Annotated in this window: 15 protein-coding genes and 1 tRNA gene; 9 read left to right on the top strand and 7 right to left on the bottom strand. The window is 43.1% G+C overall.

The window, feature by feature from the left end; genetic code table 11:
- Positions 1-226 precede the first annotated feature (226 nt).
- From FTV18_RS10880 to FTV18_RS10865, 4 genes are all read left to right on the top strand, one after another.
- A complete protein-coding gene (locus FTV18_RS10880; RefSeq protein WP_179993356.1) occupies positions 227-1,579 on the top strand; it encodes an amino acid permease in 1,353 nt (450 codons plus the stop codon).
- A gap of 90 nt (positions 1,580-1,669) precedes the next feature.
- Positions 1,670-1,745, top strand: a tRNA-Arg gene (locus FTV18_RS10875).
- A gap of 337 nt (positions 1,746-2,082) precedes the next feature.
- Positions 2,083-3,603, top strand: coding sequence for an outer membrane protein transport protein (locus tag FTV18_RS10870; RefSeq protein WP_179993355.1), 1,521 nt, complete (start codon positions 2,083-2,085; stop codon positions 3,601-3,603).
- Positions 3,604-3,924: 321 nt separating this feature from the next.
- Positions 3,925-5,145, top strand: coding sequence for an OmpP1/FadL family transporter (locus FTV18_RS10865; RefSeq protein WP_180017940.1), 1,221 nt, complete (start codon positions 3,925-3,927; stop codon positions 5,143-5,145).
- A gap of 74 nt (positions 5,146-5,219) precedes the next feature.
- On the opposite strand, the gene thrH is transcribed toward FTV18_RS10865, so the two are convergent.
- The gene (gene thrH / locus FTV18_RS10860; RefSeq protein WP_179993412.1) at positions 5,220-5,837 is read right to left on the bottom strand and encodes a bifunctional phosphoserine phosphatase/homoserine phosphotransferase ThrH; all 618 of its coding nucleotides are present in this window, start codon (positions 5,835-5,837) and stop codon (positions 5,220-5,222) included.
- A gap of 208 nt (positions 5,838-6,045) precedes the next feature.
- Here thrH and FTV18_RS10855 point away from each other — a divergent pair, with 208 nt between their 5' ends.
- Positions 6,046-6,780, top strand: coding sequence for a phosphoadenylyl-sulfate reductase (locus FTV18_RS10855; RefSeq protein ID WP_180017942.1), 735 nt, complete (start codon positions 6,046-6,048; stop codon positions 6,778-6,780).
- 172 nt (positions 6,781-6,952) lie between these two features.
- Positions 6,953-8,335, top strand: a complete 1,383-nt coding sequence (locus tag FTV18_RS10850; protein ID WP_159122852.1) for a wax ester/triacylglycerol synthase family O-acyltransferase — start codon at positions 6,953-6,955, stop codon at positions 8,333-8,335.
- Positions 8,336-8,492: 157 nt separating this feature from the next.
- On the opposite strand, the gene FTV18_RS10845 is transcribed toward FTV18_RS10850, so the two are convergent.
- From FTV18_RS10845 to FTV18_RS10820, 6 genes are all read right to left on the bottom strand, one after another.
- Positions 8,493-8,666 carry a PA1571 family protein gene (locus FTV18_RS10845; RefSeq protein WP_004783090.1) on the bottom strand — a complete coding sequence of 58 codons (174 nt, stop codon included), beginning with the start codon at positions 8,664-8,666 and terminating at the stop codon, positions 8,493-8,495.
- A gap of 132 nt (positions 8,667-8,798) precedes the next feature.
- Positions 8,799-10,253: a ribonuclease G gene (gene rng / locus FTV18_RS10840; protein WP_005234484.1), complete on the bottom strand. Its 1,455-nt coding sequence runs from the start codon at positions 10,251-10,253 to the stop codon at positions 8,799-8,801.
- A 39-nt stretch (positions 10,254-10,292) separates the two neighbouring features.
- The gene (locus FTV18_RS10835; RefSeq protein WP_166139625.1) at positions 10,293-10,859 is read right to left on the bottom strand and encodes a Maf family nucleotide pyrophosphatase; all 567 of its coding nucleotides are present in this window, start codon (positions 10,857-10,859) and stop codon (positions 10,293-10,295) included.
- Entirely contained in the window at positions 10,847-11,338 is a 492-nt protein-coding gene (gene mreD, locus FTV18_RS10830; RefSeq protein ID WP_166139624.1) for a rod shape-determining protein MreD, read from the bottom strand. Before mreD ends, FTV18_RS10835 begins: the two co-directional genes overlap by 13 nt.
- The gene (gene mreC / locus FTV18_RS10825) at positions 11,325-12,182 is read right to left on the bottom strand and encodes a rod shape-determining protein MreC (RefSeq protein ID WP_166139623.1); all 858 of its coding nucleotides are present in this window, start codon (positions 12,180-12,182) and stop codon (positions 11,325-11,327) included. The genes mreD and mreC overlap by 14 nt, the downstream gene beginning before the upstream one ends.
- Positions 12,183-12,198: 16 nt before the next feature.
- Positions 12,199-13,245, bottom strand: a complete 1,047-nt coding sequence (locus tag FTV18_RS10820) for a rod shape-determining protein (RefSeq protein ID WP_005234480.1) — start codon at positions 13,243-13,245, stop codon at positions 12,199-12,201.
- Positions 13,246-13,377: 132 nt separating this feature from the next.
- Between FTV18_RS10820 and gatC the strand changes: the two genes are divergently transcribed.
- The 3 genes from gatC to gatB are packed head-to-tail and all read left to right on the top strand — an operon-like array spanning position 13,378 to position 16,698.
- Positions 13,378-13,692 carry an Asp-tRNA(Asn)/Glu-tRNA(Gln) amidotransferase subunit GatC gene (gene gatC, locus FTV18_RS10815; protein ID WP_005234479.1) on the top strand — a complete coding sequence of 105 codons (315 nt, stop codon included), beginning with the start codon at positions 13,378-13,380 and terminating at the stop codon, positions 13,690-13,692.
- 52 nt (positions 13,693-13,744) lie between these two features.
- Positions 13,745-15,223: an Asp-tRNA(Asn)/Glu-tRNA(Gln) amidotransferase subunit GatA gene (gene gatA, locus FTV18_RS10810; protein WP_004783101.1), complete on the top strand. Its 1,479-nt coding sequence runs from the start codon at positions 13,745-13,747 to the stop codon at positions 15,221-15,223.
- The gene (gene gatB, locus FTV18_RS10805) at positions 15,223-16,698 is read left to right on the top strand and encodes an Asp-tRNA(Asn)/Glu-tRNA(Gln) amidotransferase subunit GatB (protein WP_180017944.1); all 1,476 of its coding nucleotides are present in this window, start codon (positions 15,223-15,225) and stop codon (positions 16,696-16,698) included. The genes gatA and gatB overlap by 1 nt, the downstream gene beginning before the upstream one ends.
- The last annotated feature ends 10 nt before the right edge of the window (positions 16,699-16,708 follow it).

Genomic DNA, 16,708 nt, shown 5'->3' with positions numbered 1-16,708 from the left:
GTATAAAAAAACAGCATTTGTGTCGAGTTAAAAAAACAGCAAACTCATCAGTTACATTTTCAATAAAATTAATATATTGATTCACATATCTTTTATTCTATTTATTTTTATAATTTTTTTTTATAAATACGATAATAATATTTTATCCAGACGGGTGCTCTAGGCTTCTTATCTTTGTTCCATTACAATCTTTATACCTATTTCTTACATTGTCGGGCTGAACACTTTGAATAACGAGTCTTCACAACTTCAGCGTGGCTTAAAGAACCGTCATATTCAGTTGATCGCCATGGGCGGTGCAATTGGCACAGGCTTATTCTTAGGTTCCGCACAGGTGATCCAATCTGCGGGTCCTTCTATTATTCTTGGCTATGCCATTGGTGGCTTAATTGCATTCTTAATCATGCGTCAATTGGGTGAGATGATTGTTCATGAACCTGTAGCAGGTTCATTCAGCCATTTTGCTTATAAATACTGGGGCAAATTCCCTGGTTTCCTTGCGGGTTGGAACTACTGGATCTTATATATCCTGGTGGCTATGACCGAGCTCACCGCCGTTGCAAAATATATTAATTACTGGTGGCCTCATATTCCTGCTTGGACCTCAGTTCTGTTTTTCTTCATCGTAATTACGCTGGTCAATCTCGGCAATGTGAAATTCTACGGTGAATCAGAATTCTGGCTGTCTATTGTGAAAGTGACTGCGGTCGTTTCCATGATTGTCTTTGGTCTCTATCTGATCCTGACTGCTGATGCCTCTTCAGGAGCTTCTTTCAGCAACCTTTGGACAGCAGGCGGTTTCTTCCCGAATGGTTTTGAAGGCTTATTCTATATGCTGGCCTTCCTGATGTTTGCCTTCGGTGGGATTGAACTGATCGGGATGGCGGCAGCAGAAGCTGAAAATCCAGAAAAAACCATTCCAAAAGCGATTAATCAGGTCGTATTCCGTATTCTGGTATTCTATGTAGGTGCATTGACCATTCTATTGTCTTTAGTACCTTGGAATCAGTTAGAGCTTGGCGGCCTAGATAAAAGCCCGTTTGTGATGATCTTCAGCCAGCTGGGGATTGACTGGGCAGCACATCTGCTGAACTTCATCATCCTGACAGCGGCACTCTCTGTTTATAACAGTGGTATGTATGCCAATAGCCGTATGCTTTATGGTCTGGCACAGCAAGGTAATGCCCCTAAAATCTTCAAGACTGTGAACAAACAAGGGGTTCCTATTCCTGCAGTACTGTTCTCTGCCCTGCTGATTTTCGGCTGTGTACTCCTAAACTACTTTGTTCCTGAAGATGCCTTAAGTCACCTGATGTATGTGGTGGTAGGTGCATTGGTACTGAACTGGGCCATGATTAGCTTGACCCACTTCAAGTTTATGCAAAGCATGAAGCAGTTAGGACAAAAGACCAGTTTCCCTGCATTGTGGTCACCTGCAAGTAATATTCTGGTTTTAGCTTTCATTGCAACCATTCTTTACATCATGTGGACACAAGGCTTTAAAGAATCAGTACTGATGCTTCCGATCTGGGTAGTGATCATGTTTATTCTGTTTAAGGCACTGCGCCCTAAGAATTAATCAAAAAATCTTTTAATCGATGATTTTTAAAGTTATTGCTTCGGCAATAACTTTTTTTTTGCATTTTTTACAGTACAATAGCCTTCTTTCGCGCCCTTAGCTTAACTGGATAGAGCAGTTGCCTCCTAAGCGACCGACGTGGGTTCGAGTCCCGCAGGGCGCACCATCCTTTCAAAATGTGATCTATACTTCAAAAAATTAGCGTTAATCTTCATATTTTTAGAATATTTTTTATACAAAAAATCATTTTTTCTCCATTATTTTATTTCTTTTACTTTCAAATACTTATTTTAAAATACAGCTATTTTTTGGTGCAAAAACTCTATTTTGGTGCTTTTTTAGACTAATTAGTTTTTTCTAGAGCATTTACTCTTATTTTAATTGTGCTATTTTTGTCACATGGAGTAACAAATGATTGCGGATAAATACCCGAAATCTCCAAGAATTTAATAAGTGCAAACAACAACGCTAGATATAAATTTGTACCTCAAGGAAAGACGTAAATGAAATTAAAAACATTAACTACTGCAATGATTCTCGCAACTGTACCAATGACGGGTGCATTTGCTGCGGCAATGGACCGTTCAGGCCAATCTATTGCAGCCTTCCTACAACCTGGTAACTATTTTGAAGCAGGTATTTCTGTTTTAGATGCAGATGTCTCAGGACAAGAAGCTGGCGAATTAGACACACGTCGTTCAATTAGCGATATGGCTGACAGCTATTATTTTCCTCATGCTGCATTAAAATTACAACTTACAGATAAGTTTTCATTTGGTCTCTTATATGACCAACCTTTTGGTGCAAATGCAGAATATAGCGGTAATAACGCTTTTGTATCTCAAGGAACTGACCAAGTTCTCACTCCATCAAGTATCGCGAATATTACTCAAAATTCAGTTAGTCAATTAGTGCAAGCAGCTGGAGCTAGTTTTGCTCCAGCTTTGACTGCTGTTACAGCAGCTGCACCAGCAGGCACTCCACAGCAGAGCTTAGTACTAGGTGCTTTACAGCAAGTTGCTGCATCAAATCCAATCGTTGCAGCAGGCTTACAACAATTACAAGGAACTCAAACTGCTTTAGTGAATGCTAATGCTGCATTAGGTCAAGGCAATACTGAGGTTGAGGTACATACACAAAATCTTAGTTTTGTTTTTGGCTACCAACCAACCCAAAACTGGAATATCTATGCAGGACCAGTATATCAAACTGTTAAAGGCGACTTAAAATTACGCGGACAGGCATATAGTATTTTTAATGGCTATGATGCAAATTTCAAAGAGACAGGAGACTTAGGATGGTTAGCAGGTATGGCTTTCCAAATTCCTGAGATTGCCTTAAAAGCTTCTTTAACTTATCGCTCTGAAATCGACCATAATGCGAGCACTACTGAAAGATTATCAGTTTTAAATAATCCTCTTGCTGCTGCATCAGTTACAGGACTCTTAAATGGTTTAGGTGTACCAACTACTTATACAGATGCAATGACTGAATCTGGTAAAACCAAAATTACTACTCCGCAATCTGTAAACTTAGACTTCCAAACAGGTATCATGGCAGATACCGTAGCATTTGCTAATGTACGTTGGGTAGAGTGGTCTAATTTCTCTATTCGCCCATACCAGTTTGGTAAAATAAGTGAAGCTGTTGGACAATTAGATTCTGTGAATCGTCCAGATGGTTTCCACGTAGTTGAATATGATAAAGATCAATGGTCTGCAACAGTAGGTGTAGGTCGTAAGCTTTCTGAGCAATGGGCTGGGAATGTCTCTGTGGGTTGGGATTCTGGTGCAGGTAATCCAGTTTCAACACTTGGACCAACAGAAGGTTATTGGAATGTTGGTTTAGGCGTTCAATTTAGTCCTACTCCAGCTACATTTATTGCTGGTGGTGTGAAATACTTCTGGTTAGGTGATGCAGAATCACAAACTGCAGCTCAAGTCGGTGAAGATAACCGTATTGTTGGTGACTTCAGCGATAACCATGCAATCGCATATGGCTTAAAAATGGGCTATCGCTTCTAATTCCTGATAGTTAATAAAGACCACCTTCGGGTGGTTTTTATTATCCCAATTATATTTTTATACACCTGTATACTATTCGATGCTTTTATCACCAATCAAATTTTGCCTAAATTTTGTTTTTAATATATTTTGATAAAAATTATTATTTGTTTATTTTCATTAAGTTAATCAAAAAAATATAGTATAAATACTCTAAGCAATCATTTTTTATAACCGCCATAGTTCATTTCTTGGACGAAGTGGAGCATTTACTCTTTTTAAATTTGTGTTACTTTTCCACAACTTTTATTAATATTTGTGCAACATTGTCAAGGATGAGCCATGAAGCTTAAGCCAATCTCTATCGCTATTCTTCTTTCTAGCCTGCCTACTTCTCTCGTGTTCGCTGCCGGTTTAGACCGTTCAGGCCAGTCTATTCAGGCTTTTTTACAACCTGGTAACTATGCGGAAGCGGGTATTTCTGTTTTAGATCCAGAAGTTCAAGGTAAAGACAATGACGGCAATAAAGTCAGCGATATGGCTGAAGATTACTACTTCCCTACTGCTGCTATAAAAATTCAGGCAACTGATAAAATATCTATGGGTTTACTTTATGACCAGCCATTTGGAGCTGACGCTCAATATGCGCCTGAATCTAATGCTTTTGCTACAGTAAATACCAATACTGGTGTATTGGAGGGCACTTCTGTTGAAGTAAAAACCAATAGCATTACAGCACTTATAGGGTATCAGCCAAATGAGAACTGGAATGTTTATGCCGGACCTGTCTATCAAAGCGTAAAGGCGAAAGTCTCCCTACGTGGTACAGCTTATAGAGGCCCGCAAGTTCTTGGCGGTTATGATATTGACCTTAAAGAAAGTGAAGCTTACGGTTGGTTAGCTGGTTTTGCATATTCTATTCCTGAAATTGCCTTAAAAGCTGCTGTGACTTATCGCTCTGAAATTAAACATGAATTAGATACCACAGAAACCTTCGGTTTTGGTACAGATGGGGCTTTATATATTCCTGGATTAACTGGCACATTATTGGGTAAACCAGTAATTCCAACTTACCATAAAGCGGAAATTACTACACCACAATCAGTCAACATTGACTTACAGTCAGGCATTGCAAAAAATACCTTAGCCTTTGCTAATATTCGCTGGGTACATTGGGATCAGTTTGCAGTAAAACCTGCTTATTTATCTCAGCTAACTGGCGCACTCACCGGAAAACAGCAGAATCTTGTCGATTATTCAGATGATCAATGGTCTGCAAATGTGGGTTTAGGTCATAAATTTAACGTTAAATGGTCAGGCTCTGCTGCTGTAGGTTATGACTCTGGTGCAGGAAACCCGGTAACCACCTTGGGTCCAACTGAAGGTTATTGGAGTGTCGGTCTAGGCGGCCAATACAGCCCTGCAGAAAACTATTTTATCCAGGCTGGGGTTAAATACTTCTGGCTAGGAGATGCACAAGCACAAACAGGTGGTGAAGTAAAAGGTAGCTTTGAAGACAACCATGCAATCGGCTATGGTATGAAAATCGGTTACCGTTTCTAATTGCGTTAAAAAATTAGTATTCAACAAGAAAGGGCGCTATAAGCGCCCTTTCTTTTATTACATACACTTAAATATTAAGCTGGAATATCACGTACTGAAGCATTACGAATCGCTTCTTTTAACGCATCATAACCACGAATTGGCGGGAATTGCGGGAATTCAGCAATCACATTTTCAGGCGCATCAAATAGGAAGCCATGATCTGCTTCACCCAGCATTGTGGTATCGTTATATGAATCACCGGCTGCAATCACACGGAAATTCAGACCGTGTAATGCTTTCACTGCCTGACGCTTCTGATCTGGCTGGCGAAGTTTATAAGCAGTGATCATGCCCTCTTCATCAGTTTCCAGCTTATGACAGAAAATCGTTGGCCAGCCTAGTTGCTTCATTAGAGGATGAGCAAATTCATAGAAAGTGTCAGACAGAATAATCAGCTGAAAATGAGTACTTACCCATTCTACAAATTCCTTGGCGCCTTCAAATGGCCCCATATCCGCAATCACAGCCTGGATATCATTTAGACCCAAACCATGCTGTTTTAAAATATTCAAACGCTGGGTCATCAACACATCATAGTCAGGAATATCACGTGTCGTTGCTTCGAGCTCTTTAATACCTGTTTTTTTAGCAAAATTGATCCAGATTTCTGGAACCAAAACGCCCTCTAGATCTAGACATACGACTTCCATGAAGCATCCCCTCAGTTGTATTGAAAAAATTTTGCCCTATCATAGCTGAAGAAAAAGATTTTGCACTGTTCTTTTTTAAATCTGTTTTTTTCATAAGTATTTATTTTTTAGTGATAAGTAGCTTTGGGCATTTCTATTAAAATAGAATAAATCTGAAATAAATTCATATAGGCCACGTCATTTCCAAGCCTATGCCGCCAGGACTCATATGACCAAAATCCCCACTATTGCTATGGTAGATGCGCTTGCATCTGAATATGCAGATAAATCACCAAGTGAAATTTTAGCGCTTGCTCTCGAGCAGGAAGGCGAAATTGCCATTTCATTTTCTGGTGCAGAAGATGTTGTACTGATTGATATGGCATATAATTTAGGTAAACCTTTCCGGGTATTTAGCCTGGATACAGGGCGTCTGCATGCTGAGACTTATCAATTTATTGAAAAAGTTCGCCAGCACTATAATATTGATATCGAAATCTGTTTCCCGGAAACAGATGCGATTCAACAACTGACGACTGAAAAAGGTTTGTTCAGTTTCTACCGTGACGGCCATCAGGAATGTTGCGGAATCCGCAAGGTGCAACCTTTACGCAAAAAACTGGCAACTTTAGATGGCTGGATTACCGGTCAGCGTAAAGACCAAAGCCCGGGAACACGTAATGACATTCCAGTGGTTCAATCTGATGAAGGTTTTTCTGGTCCAGGCAAACAGCTGATTAAATATAATCCCCTTGCCAACTGGTCTAGTGCAGATGTGTGGAATTATATCCGAATGATGGAAATTCCATACAACCCACTACATGAAAAAGGTTTTATCTCCATTGGCTGTGAACCTTGTACCCGTCCTGTGCTGCCAAATCAGCATGAACGTGAAGGACGCTGGTGGTGGGAAGAAGCCACCCATAAAGAATGTGGCTTGCATGCCGGGAACTTGAAAAAATAATCTTAAAAAACCATCCGTTCGTCGGGTGGTTTTTTTGTGAACCAATCGGCTACAGAAAAATCAGTACCTTTATGCGACAAAATCGCTATACTTTGTAATGTGATACCAATAATTCTAACAAGGTTGCTTATACATGAGCAGCTGAAGAAAATGCAGTGAGGCAATCTACGCTATGCGTCCATTACATCCGATTGACTTTATTTTTTTGTCTTTAGAGAAACGGCAGCAGCCTATGCATGTAGGCGGGTTATTTTTGTTTCAAATTCCTGACAATGCACCAGCCTCTTTTATCCGGGATCTGGTGACTGATATTCGCAATTCCAAATCCTCACCGATTCCTCCATTTAATAACTATTTAAACGGTTTATTTTGGGATGAAGATGAAGAGTTTGATTTAGATCATCATTTTCGTCATATTGCCTTACCGAAACCTGGGCGTATCCGCGAGCTGCTGACTTATATTTCCCAAGAACACAGCGCACTGATTGACCGCGCTAAACCTTTATGGACCTGTCATATTATTGAAGGCATTGAAGGCAACCGTTTTGCCATGTACTTCAAGATTCACCATGCGATGGTAGATGGTATTGCAGGCATGCGTCTGGTAGAAAAATCACTTTCCCATGATCCACATGCGAAAAGTATTGTGCCACCTTGGTGTGTAGAAGGTCCACGAGCAAAACGTCTGAAAGCGCCGAAAGTCAGCCGCATGAAGAATGTGTTACAGGCGATTAAAGGCCAGCTGGAATGTACGCCACGAGTGGCTTATGAATTATCACAAACCGTACTAAAAGATATGGGGCGTAACCCGGATTATGTGTCCAGCTTTCAGGCACCAAGTTCTATTTTAAATCAGCGTGTCAGTGCCTCACGTCGTTTTGCAGCACAATCTTTTGAGTTCTCGCGTCTGCGTCATATTTCTAAAGCGCTGGGCGTGACCATCAATGATATTGTGCTGGCGATCTGTTCAGGTGCCTTACGCGAATATTTACTCACACAAAATGCTTTGCCAAAAAAACCATTGATTGCGATGGTGCCGGCTTCTGTACGTAGCGATGATTCCGATTTTTCCAACCGTATTACCATGATTCTGGCGAATCTGGGCACGCATAAGGATGATCCTTTGGAGCGTCTTAAAACGGTACGTCGCAGTGTACTCAGTGCTAAAGAACGCTTTAAGCGTATGAATGCCAATCAGATTCTGAACTATAGTGCTTTTGTCTACGGTCTTGCAGGATTCAATATTGCATCTGGCTTAATGCCAAAACGTCAGGCATTTAACGTGATCATTTCCAATGTCCCTGGTCCTCAGGAACCTCTGTACTGGAATGGCGCACGTTTGGAAGCCTTATATCCGGCTTCGATTGTACTGGATGGACAGGCACTGAATATCACCATGACCAGTTATATGGACAAGCTTGAAGTAGGTCTTACTGCTTGCCGTAATGCTCTACCCAAAATGCAGAATCTATTGACTCATCTTGAAGAAGAAATTCAACGCTTCGAACGGATTGTGGATGGTGAACCCGTCCCAAAGTTGAAAGCGGTCAGTTAGCCGCGGACGAATAAAATCTGGCAATGGACTGCTAAAAAGTGTGTGAGCACTTTTGCCAATCATTTAGTAAAAAATAAAGGGCCAATTTAAGCCCCTTTATTTTATTCTTTTTACAGTTTGAATGAAATTCATACAACCGCAATCTATTTTGGTTTAATTAACTTTTAATAGTACGACATTGTTTCAATAACTGATGGCAGACAGAGCGAATCATAGAAGCTGTAATCTGAACTTCATTCCCGCGTTCATCCACAATATATCCTGCATGCACAGCCTTTGGTTCTAATACGTGTTTCAAGCTTTTATTGATTACAACTTTACTCATACTCATCATAGACTCCTTTTGCTAAGCCTAGAACTGGGAGAAAGGCTTTGGCTAATTTGATGTTTCTAGTATTGTAAATATCAGTAGAGTTGTAAAATTTCAGATGTAACAAGTGTTTAACGATATTCTGTTACAATTTCAGCTAAGAATGATATCGTATTGCTCTTGTGTGTATAAATTTTCGACCTGGAATTTAATTACACGATTAATAAAGTGTTCCAGATCCGCCACAGCCGGGGCTTCTGCAGTCAACAGCCGATCAATCACTGCCGGATGGGCAACAACAGTAAAGCCACTTTGTGATTCATAAGCGCGAGCATAGCGCAGGATTTCCCGAAAGATTTCGTAACACACTGATTCTGCTGTTTTCACATATCCACGTCCCTGACAGGTCGGACAGGACTCGCATAACAAGTGTTCCAAAGACTCACGGGTACGCTTACGCGTCATCTCCACCAGCCCCAGTTCAGACACCTGGGTGATCTTGGTTTTGGCATGATCACGTTCCAACATTTTCACAAACTGGTTCATCACCTCTTCACGGTGCTGGGCTTCCTGCATGTCAATAAAGTCGATGATGATAATACCGCCCAGATTACGCAGACGCAGCTGACGTGCAATCACCTGTGTGGCTTCCATATTGGTTTTAAACACCGTATCTTCCAGCGAGCGGCCGCCCACATAAGAACCGGTATTAACATCAATGGTGGTCATGGCTTCAGTCTGGTCAATCATCAGATAACCGCCAGACTTTAGTGCGACACGGGTTTGTAAAGCCTTTTGCAGATCTTCTTCGACATTGTACAAATCGAAAATTGGTCGCTCGCCCGGATAATGCAGTAAACGGTCTTTCATATTCGGCACGAACTCATCCACAAACTCTTTCAACTTGCCGTGAATTTCGCGTGAATCGATATAGATCTTTTCGGTTTCTTCATTGGCCAGGTCACGAATAACACGCTGTGGCAAAGGCAGCTCTTCAAAGATCAATGAAGGCACTGCGATGACTTTTTGTTTGCGCTGGATGTATTCCCACAGTTTAGCCAGATAAGCCATATCCTGTGCAATTGCTTCTTCCTCAATGCCATCCGCAGCAGTACGGACAATCACGGAACCTGGCAGCTTGTGTTCTGCCTGAATACGCTCAATGATCGAGCGTAAACGATTGCGTTCATCTTCGGATTCAATCCGCTGCGATACACCAATATGATTGCCATATGGCATCAGGACCAAATAACGTGAAGGAATAGAAAGATCAGTAGATAGACGTGCGCCCTTGGTGCCGAGCATGTCTTTCATCACCTGAACAGTGAGAATCAAACCCGGTTGCAACAGCTCGAATACATTCGGCGTTGGCTGGTTACGTGGCCAGACCATGTCATTGATATGCAAAAATGCCGTTCTGGACAGACCAATATCGACAAAAGCGGCCTGCATGCCCGGCAAGACCCGGACCACTTTCCCTTTATAGATATTCCCGACCAATCCGCGCTTGGCCGTACGCTCGACAAACAGTTCATTCACCGTGCCGTTTTCAATCAACGCCACCCGACATTCCATCGGTGTGACGTTAATCAACAACTCGTCAGACATAACAACACTCAAAACATTATAAGAATTCTTTTTCAGCAGTTAATTTAGTGCCTTAACCGTCTGCAATAACTGTACTGTTTCATATAGTGGCAATCCCACTACATTAGAATAACTACCTTCTATTCTTGGAATATAACGCGCTGCAATTCCCTGTATTGCATAGGCACCTGCTTTCCCAAGCGGCTCACCTGTTGCCCAGTAACTTTCCATATCATGGCTATTTAGTGGCTGAAATTCAACCTGTGTACGGACTACTATACTGTATTTTTCTTCTTTTGTGCGGACGCACACCCCAGTATACACATCATGCCATCTTCCTGAAATTTTTTCCCACATTTCAAAGGCATGCTGTTTGGATTCAGGTTTCCCCAAAATCTCATTATTCACACCTAAACTGGTATCCGCAGCAATAATAATGGCATCCGGAAACAGCTTGGCCACCGCTTCCGCTTTGACTTGCGCCAGACGTTCGACATAGGCTGCAATGGACTCATTTTCCAGTATAGATTCGTCTACATCTGGGTTACAGATCTCAAAGTTCAGCCCGAGTTGCTGCAGAAGTTCACGGCGTCGGGGTGAGCTGGAAGCGAGGATTAAATGCGCCATTTTCTCAAAAAGTAATAAAGCACTGGCCATATGATGACACTAGTCAGCATGGGAATCCAATGTCGTGCAAATGAGAATTGTACGCCGGTCGAAATCTGGGCAAAGAAGATAATCATCAAATGTGCCAGAATCGCAATTGCCGTAATGACCCATAAATTAGCAAAGGTCAGAATACGGCGCTCACGGGTCAGGAAACGTGCCACAAAAGCAATGATGATAAAGCTAAGTGCATTAAGACCTAAGGGCGCATCAAGCAGTAAATCAATGAAGATCCCGGTAGCAAATGCAAACCAGATTCCACACCAGGTCGGCTGACACAATACCCAGAACAGCATGACCATTAACATAAATAATGGACGCCATCCCGAGGTCTCGTAAGACAGTGGATAGACTGAGAGAACAGAAGCCACAATCACTGAAATAACAATGGCAAATAAAGGATCACGATGTGTTTTAGGTCGCATCTTAGCGATTGACATGCGGTTGCTCCATCGCTAATGAGTCAGAGAACAGCACGACGACATGATGACCACCGGCCAACTGTGCCGCTGGAGTAACATCAATCTGGGCAAATTCCCCTGAATTATGCCGTTTCACATTGGATACTGTTCCCACCAGATAACCTGCCGGAAAATGCTGTCCCAGACCTGAACTGTAAACTTTTTCACCAACTTTGATATTGGCGCTGGTCGGTACATATTCCATTTTCAGGCGTCCCAGATCCCCGGTCCCCGAGACAATGGCACGCATGCCGGTATGTTCCAGACGTACAGACAAGGAGTGTTCTTTATCAGAGAGCAGCATGACCCGGCTACTATGCGGATAGACATCAATAATCTGTCCCATAATCCCCATATCATCCAGTACGGTCTGACCGACTTTCAGCTTGTTATTGGAACCACGGTTGATCACGATGATATGGCGTAGCGGATCAGCATCGGTACCAATCACCTCAGCAATTTCCATACGTCCATCAAGAATCAGAGGGGTATCTAAAAGACCGCGTAAACGAGTATTTTCTGCAGAAAGTTCTGCAATTTTTTGTAGGCGAACTTGCGCCTGCAATAGCTCAGCCTGCATCGCGGTATTTTCACGACGCAGTTGCGCTTCAGATTTGGTTTGTTGATTCAGCCATTCTCGCGACAGTACCGGATAGCTGGCCACGGCATAAATGGGATTATAGGCCGCGTACAAGACATCCCTTGCAGGTTGAACAACATGTGGCATGCGCCAGTCAAAGAACAGCACCACCAGACATGTTATCAGTGCAATGATAAAAGAGCGAAAAGATGGCGGTTGTCGAGAAAACAGATGTGCTTGCACCCGCCGAATCCTTGTCTTAGCCTACAAATAACATGTCATGATTTGGATTGTCGAAGAATTCGAGTACCTTACCGCCACCACGAGTCACACAAGACAGTGGATCTTCAGCAACCACAACAGGCAGACCTGTTTCTTTGGCAAGCAGCTTGTCCAGGTTACGCAACAATGCACCACCACCGGTCAACACGATCCCGCGTTCAGCGATATCAGAAGATAGTTCAGGAGGTGTTTGTTCCAGTGCAGATTTCACCGCAGACACAATGTTTTGTAGTGGATCAGAAATCGCTTGAGTGACTTCATCCGAGTTCACCACAATCGCACGAGGCACACCTTCAGCCAGGTTACGGCCACGGACTTCAATTTCCAGCGGTTTTGCACCTTCATCTGGAAGTGCCATGCCGACTTCTTTTTTGATCACTTCAGCTGTAGTTTCACCGATCACGCAACCATGTGCCTTACGCACGTAGTTGATGATCTGTTCATCAAATACATCGCCGCCAATACGCAGCGAGTCTGCATATACACAGCCCTGTAATGAAATTACTGCAATCTCAGTTGTACCGCCGCCCACATCAACAACCATCGAACCACACGCCTGCTCAACCGGCATACCTGCACCAATTGCAGCAGCCATCGGTTCTTCAATCAGACGTACTTCACGCGCACCCGCATTATAAACTGCTTCACGGATCGCACGGCGTTCAACCAGTGTCGATTTACATGGCACGCAAACCACCACGCGTGGCGCTGGCGGGAATAAACGTTTTTCGTGTACCTTACCAATGAACTGATTTAACATGGTTTCGGTCACTTCGAAATCCGCAATCACGCCGTCTTTCATCGGACGGATTGCAGAAATATTTGCTGGGGTACGACCAAGCATTTGTTTCGCGTCAAGACCTACGGCAGCAACAATTTTATGTGAACCACTGTGACGGATGGCTACAACCGTCGGTTCATTTAATATAATGCCTCGTCCTGGCGCATAAATAAGTGTATTTGCAGTACCTAAATCAATAGCGAGATCTGGCGAAAACAAGCCTATTAGTCGTTTTAGAATCACGGGGACGTTCTCAGTTAAACTTTATATGGACGCAAGGTGGCCACTTTAACTAAATGTGATGATTTGGACAAGTCAATCGCTTATCATAACGCATGATAATTTGAATTTTTTTAATACTGATTAGGTAATATTATGTCTACATCGGATGCACAGTCTTCTGCAGATTTAAATGCAGAAACAGTTTCAGCTATTGCCAACCTCGCAAGGTTATCTCTTAATGATACGCAATCTGCTGAATATGCTCAAAGTTTAAATAAAATTTTAGGCATGATGGAAACCCTGAAAGGCATCGATACTGACGGTGTTGAACCACTGAAAAGCCCTTTCGACCACCCACAGCCTTTACGTGAAGATGTCGTGTCGGAAAGCAATCATCGTGAGGAATACCAAGCAGTTGCACCTGCTGTACAGGACGGTTTGTATCTCGTCCCACGCGTGATTGAGTAATTACTACCCAGTTCATTCTTTTTATTAAATTAAACGTAAAGAATTATTTCTCATGACAGATTTACACCGCTTATCCATTCGTGAACTAACTGAAGGTTTGGCAAATGCTCAATTTTCATCCCGCGAATTGACTCAACACTATTTAAAACGCATCGAAAAAATTGATGCACAGGTCAAAGCTTATGTGACCGTGACTGCTGAACAGGCATTGGCTCAAGCTGATGCTGCCGATGCTGCAATCAAAGCAGGCAACGCCACCGCCCTGACTGGTGTGCCCATTGCACATAAAGATATTTTCTGTACCCAAGGCATTAAAACCACTGCCGGTTCTAAAATGCTGGACAATTTTATCTCTCCTTACGACGCGACCGTTGTAGCGAAAGGTAAAGCTGCGGGCTTAGTCACACTTGGTAAAGTGAACATGGACGAATTCGCCATGGGCTCAACTTCCGAGTCATCTTACTTTGGCGCAACCAAAAACCCTTGGGCACTGGATCATGTTCCGGGCGGTTCTTCAGGCGGTTCTGCTGCAGTTGTTGCTGCGGATTTAGCGCCATTTGCAACCGGTACGGATACCGGTGGTTCAATCCGTCAACCAGCATCTTTCTGTGGTCTGACTGGTTTAAAACCGACTTATGGCCGTGTATCACGTTTTGGTATGATCGCGTATGCATCATCTCTAGACCAAGGCGGCCCAATGGCACGTTCAGCTGAAGACTGTGCTTACCTGATGAATGTGATGGCTGGTCATGATGCTAAAGATTCAACATCAATGGACAAAGATGTTGATGACTATGTGGCAAACCTGAACGGGACTTCTGTAAAAGGTCTGCGCATTGGTATTCCAAAACAGTATTTCAATGTTGAAGGCCTGGATGCAGACGTGAAAGCACGCGTTGAAGAATCACTGAAAAAACTGGAAGAAATGGGCGCAACTCTGGTTGAGATTGATCTCAACATGACAGAAGCTTATGTTCCAACTTACTATCTGATCGCACCGGCTGAAGCATCTTCTAACCTGTCTCGTTATGACGGCGTACGTTATGGCTACCGTTGTGAAGAGCCAAAAGATCTTCTCGACCTTTACAAACGTTCCCGTTCAGAAGGGTTCGGTGCTGAAGTTCAGCGTCGTATCCTGATCGGTACTTATGCTCTGTCTGCTGGTTATTACGATGCTTATTATGTGAAAGCACAAAAAGTACGTCGTTTAATCCAGCAAGATTTTTTAAAAGCATTTGAATCTGTAGATGTCATCGCTGCGCCTTCTGCACCGACTACTGCATACCGTATCGGTGCAAACCTGTCTCCGGTTGAAATGTACCTAGGTGACATCTATACCATCGCGGTCAACCTTGCAGGTCTTCCTGCGATTAACGCGCCTGTTGGTTTTGACAAAGACAACTTGCCAGTTGGCTTACAGTTGATTGGTAACTACTGGTCAGAATCACAATTGTTGTCTGTGGTACACCAGTATCAACAAGCAACGGATTGGCATACTAAACGCGCTGCAATTGCTGAGGAGAATGCATAATGGCTAAAAACGCTGCTAAACCAAAATCTAACCTGATTGACGGTTGGGAAGTCGTTATTGGTATCGAGATTCACACTCAGCTTGCGACTAAATCTAAAATCTTCTCTGGTTCATCGACCGAGTTTGGTAATGATCCAAACACTCAAGCCAGCCTTGTAGATTTGGCCATGCCGGGCGTGTTGCCAGTACTGAACAAGGAAGTGGTTGATCTTGCGATTCGCTTTGGTCTGGGGATCGATGCATATATCGATCAGGCTTCAGTATTTGCACGTAAAAACTACTTCTATCCGGATTCTCCAAAAGGCTACCAGATCAGCCAGATGGACAATCCGATTGTGGGCCTAGGTCATATCGACATCCAGCTTGAAGATGGCACAGTAAAACGTATTGGCGTGACTCGTGCGCACCTTGAGGAAGATGCTGGTAAATCAATCCATGACCAGTTTGAAGGCATGTCAGGCATCGACTTGAACCGTGCCGGTACGCCGCTTCTTGAAATCGTATCTGAACCAGATATGCGTTCTGTTGAAGAAGCTGTTGCCTACATCAAAGCAATTCATACGCTGGTTCGCTGGTTAGGTATTTCTGACGGTAACATGGCAGAAGGTTCGTTCCGTGCCGACTGTAATGTATCTTTACGTCGTCCGGGTCAACCGTTCGGTACACGTTGTGAATTGAAAAACCTGAACTCATTCCGTTTCATTGAGCAAGCGATCAATGTTGAAATTGAACGTCAAATGGAAATTCTGGAATGGGACAGAACCATCGACCAAGAAACTCGTCTGTTCGATCCTGTGAAGATGGAAACCCGTTCAATGCGTTCTAAAGAAGAAGCGAACGATTACCGCTACTTCCCGGATCCTGACTTGTTGCCTGTGGTGATTCCAGATGCGCAAATCGAAGCGATTAAAGCGCAAATGCCTGAGCTGCCTGCTGCTCGTCGTGCGCGTTTCGTAGCTGACTTCGGTGTGACTGAGTATGATGCTCACGTACTGACACTGACTCGTGAAATGTCAGAGTTTTACGAAGATGTGGTGAAAGCTGCTGGCGGTGCTGCACAAGGTAAGATTGCGGCAAACTGGGTAATGGGTGAATTCTCAGGTGCTCTAAACAAAGCTGGCCTAGACCTTGCTGATTCTCCTGTGTCGAGTGAGAAACTGGGTGGCATGATCGCACGTATTGTGGACAATACCATCAGCGGTAAGATCGCGAAACAAGTGTTCGGCTTTATGTGGGAAGAAGGCAAAACTGCGGACGAGATTATTGCGGAAAAAGGCTTGAAACAGGAAACTGATACAGGCGCGATTGAAGCGATTATTAAGGAAGTTCTTGCTGCCAACGAGAAGATGGTTGAAGAGTATAAATCTGGTAAAGAGAAAGCTTTCAACGGTCTGGTTGGTCAAGTGATGAAAGCGTCACGTGGTAAAGCCAACCCTGCTCAAGTGAATGAGTTGATGAAGAAATTGATTGGTTGATCTGATCTTT

It is taken from the genome of Acinetobacter sp. YH12241 (assembly GCF_013417535.1).
In the GTDB taxonomy this organism is placed as follows: Bacteria; Pseudomonadota; Gammaproteobacteria; order Pseudomonadales; family Moraxellaceae; genus Acinetobacter.
The sequence above is the reverse complement of the archived record's forward strand: the minus strand, read 5'-3'. Positions and strand labels throughout refer to the sequence as shown.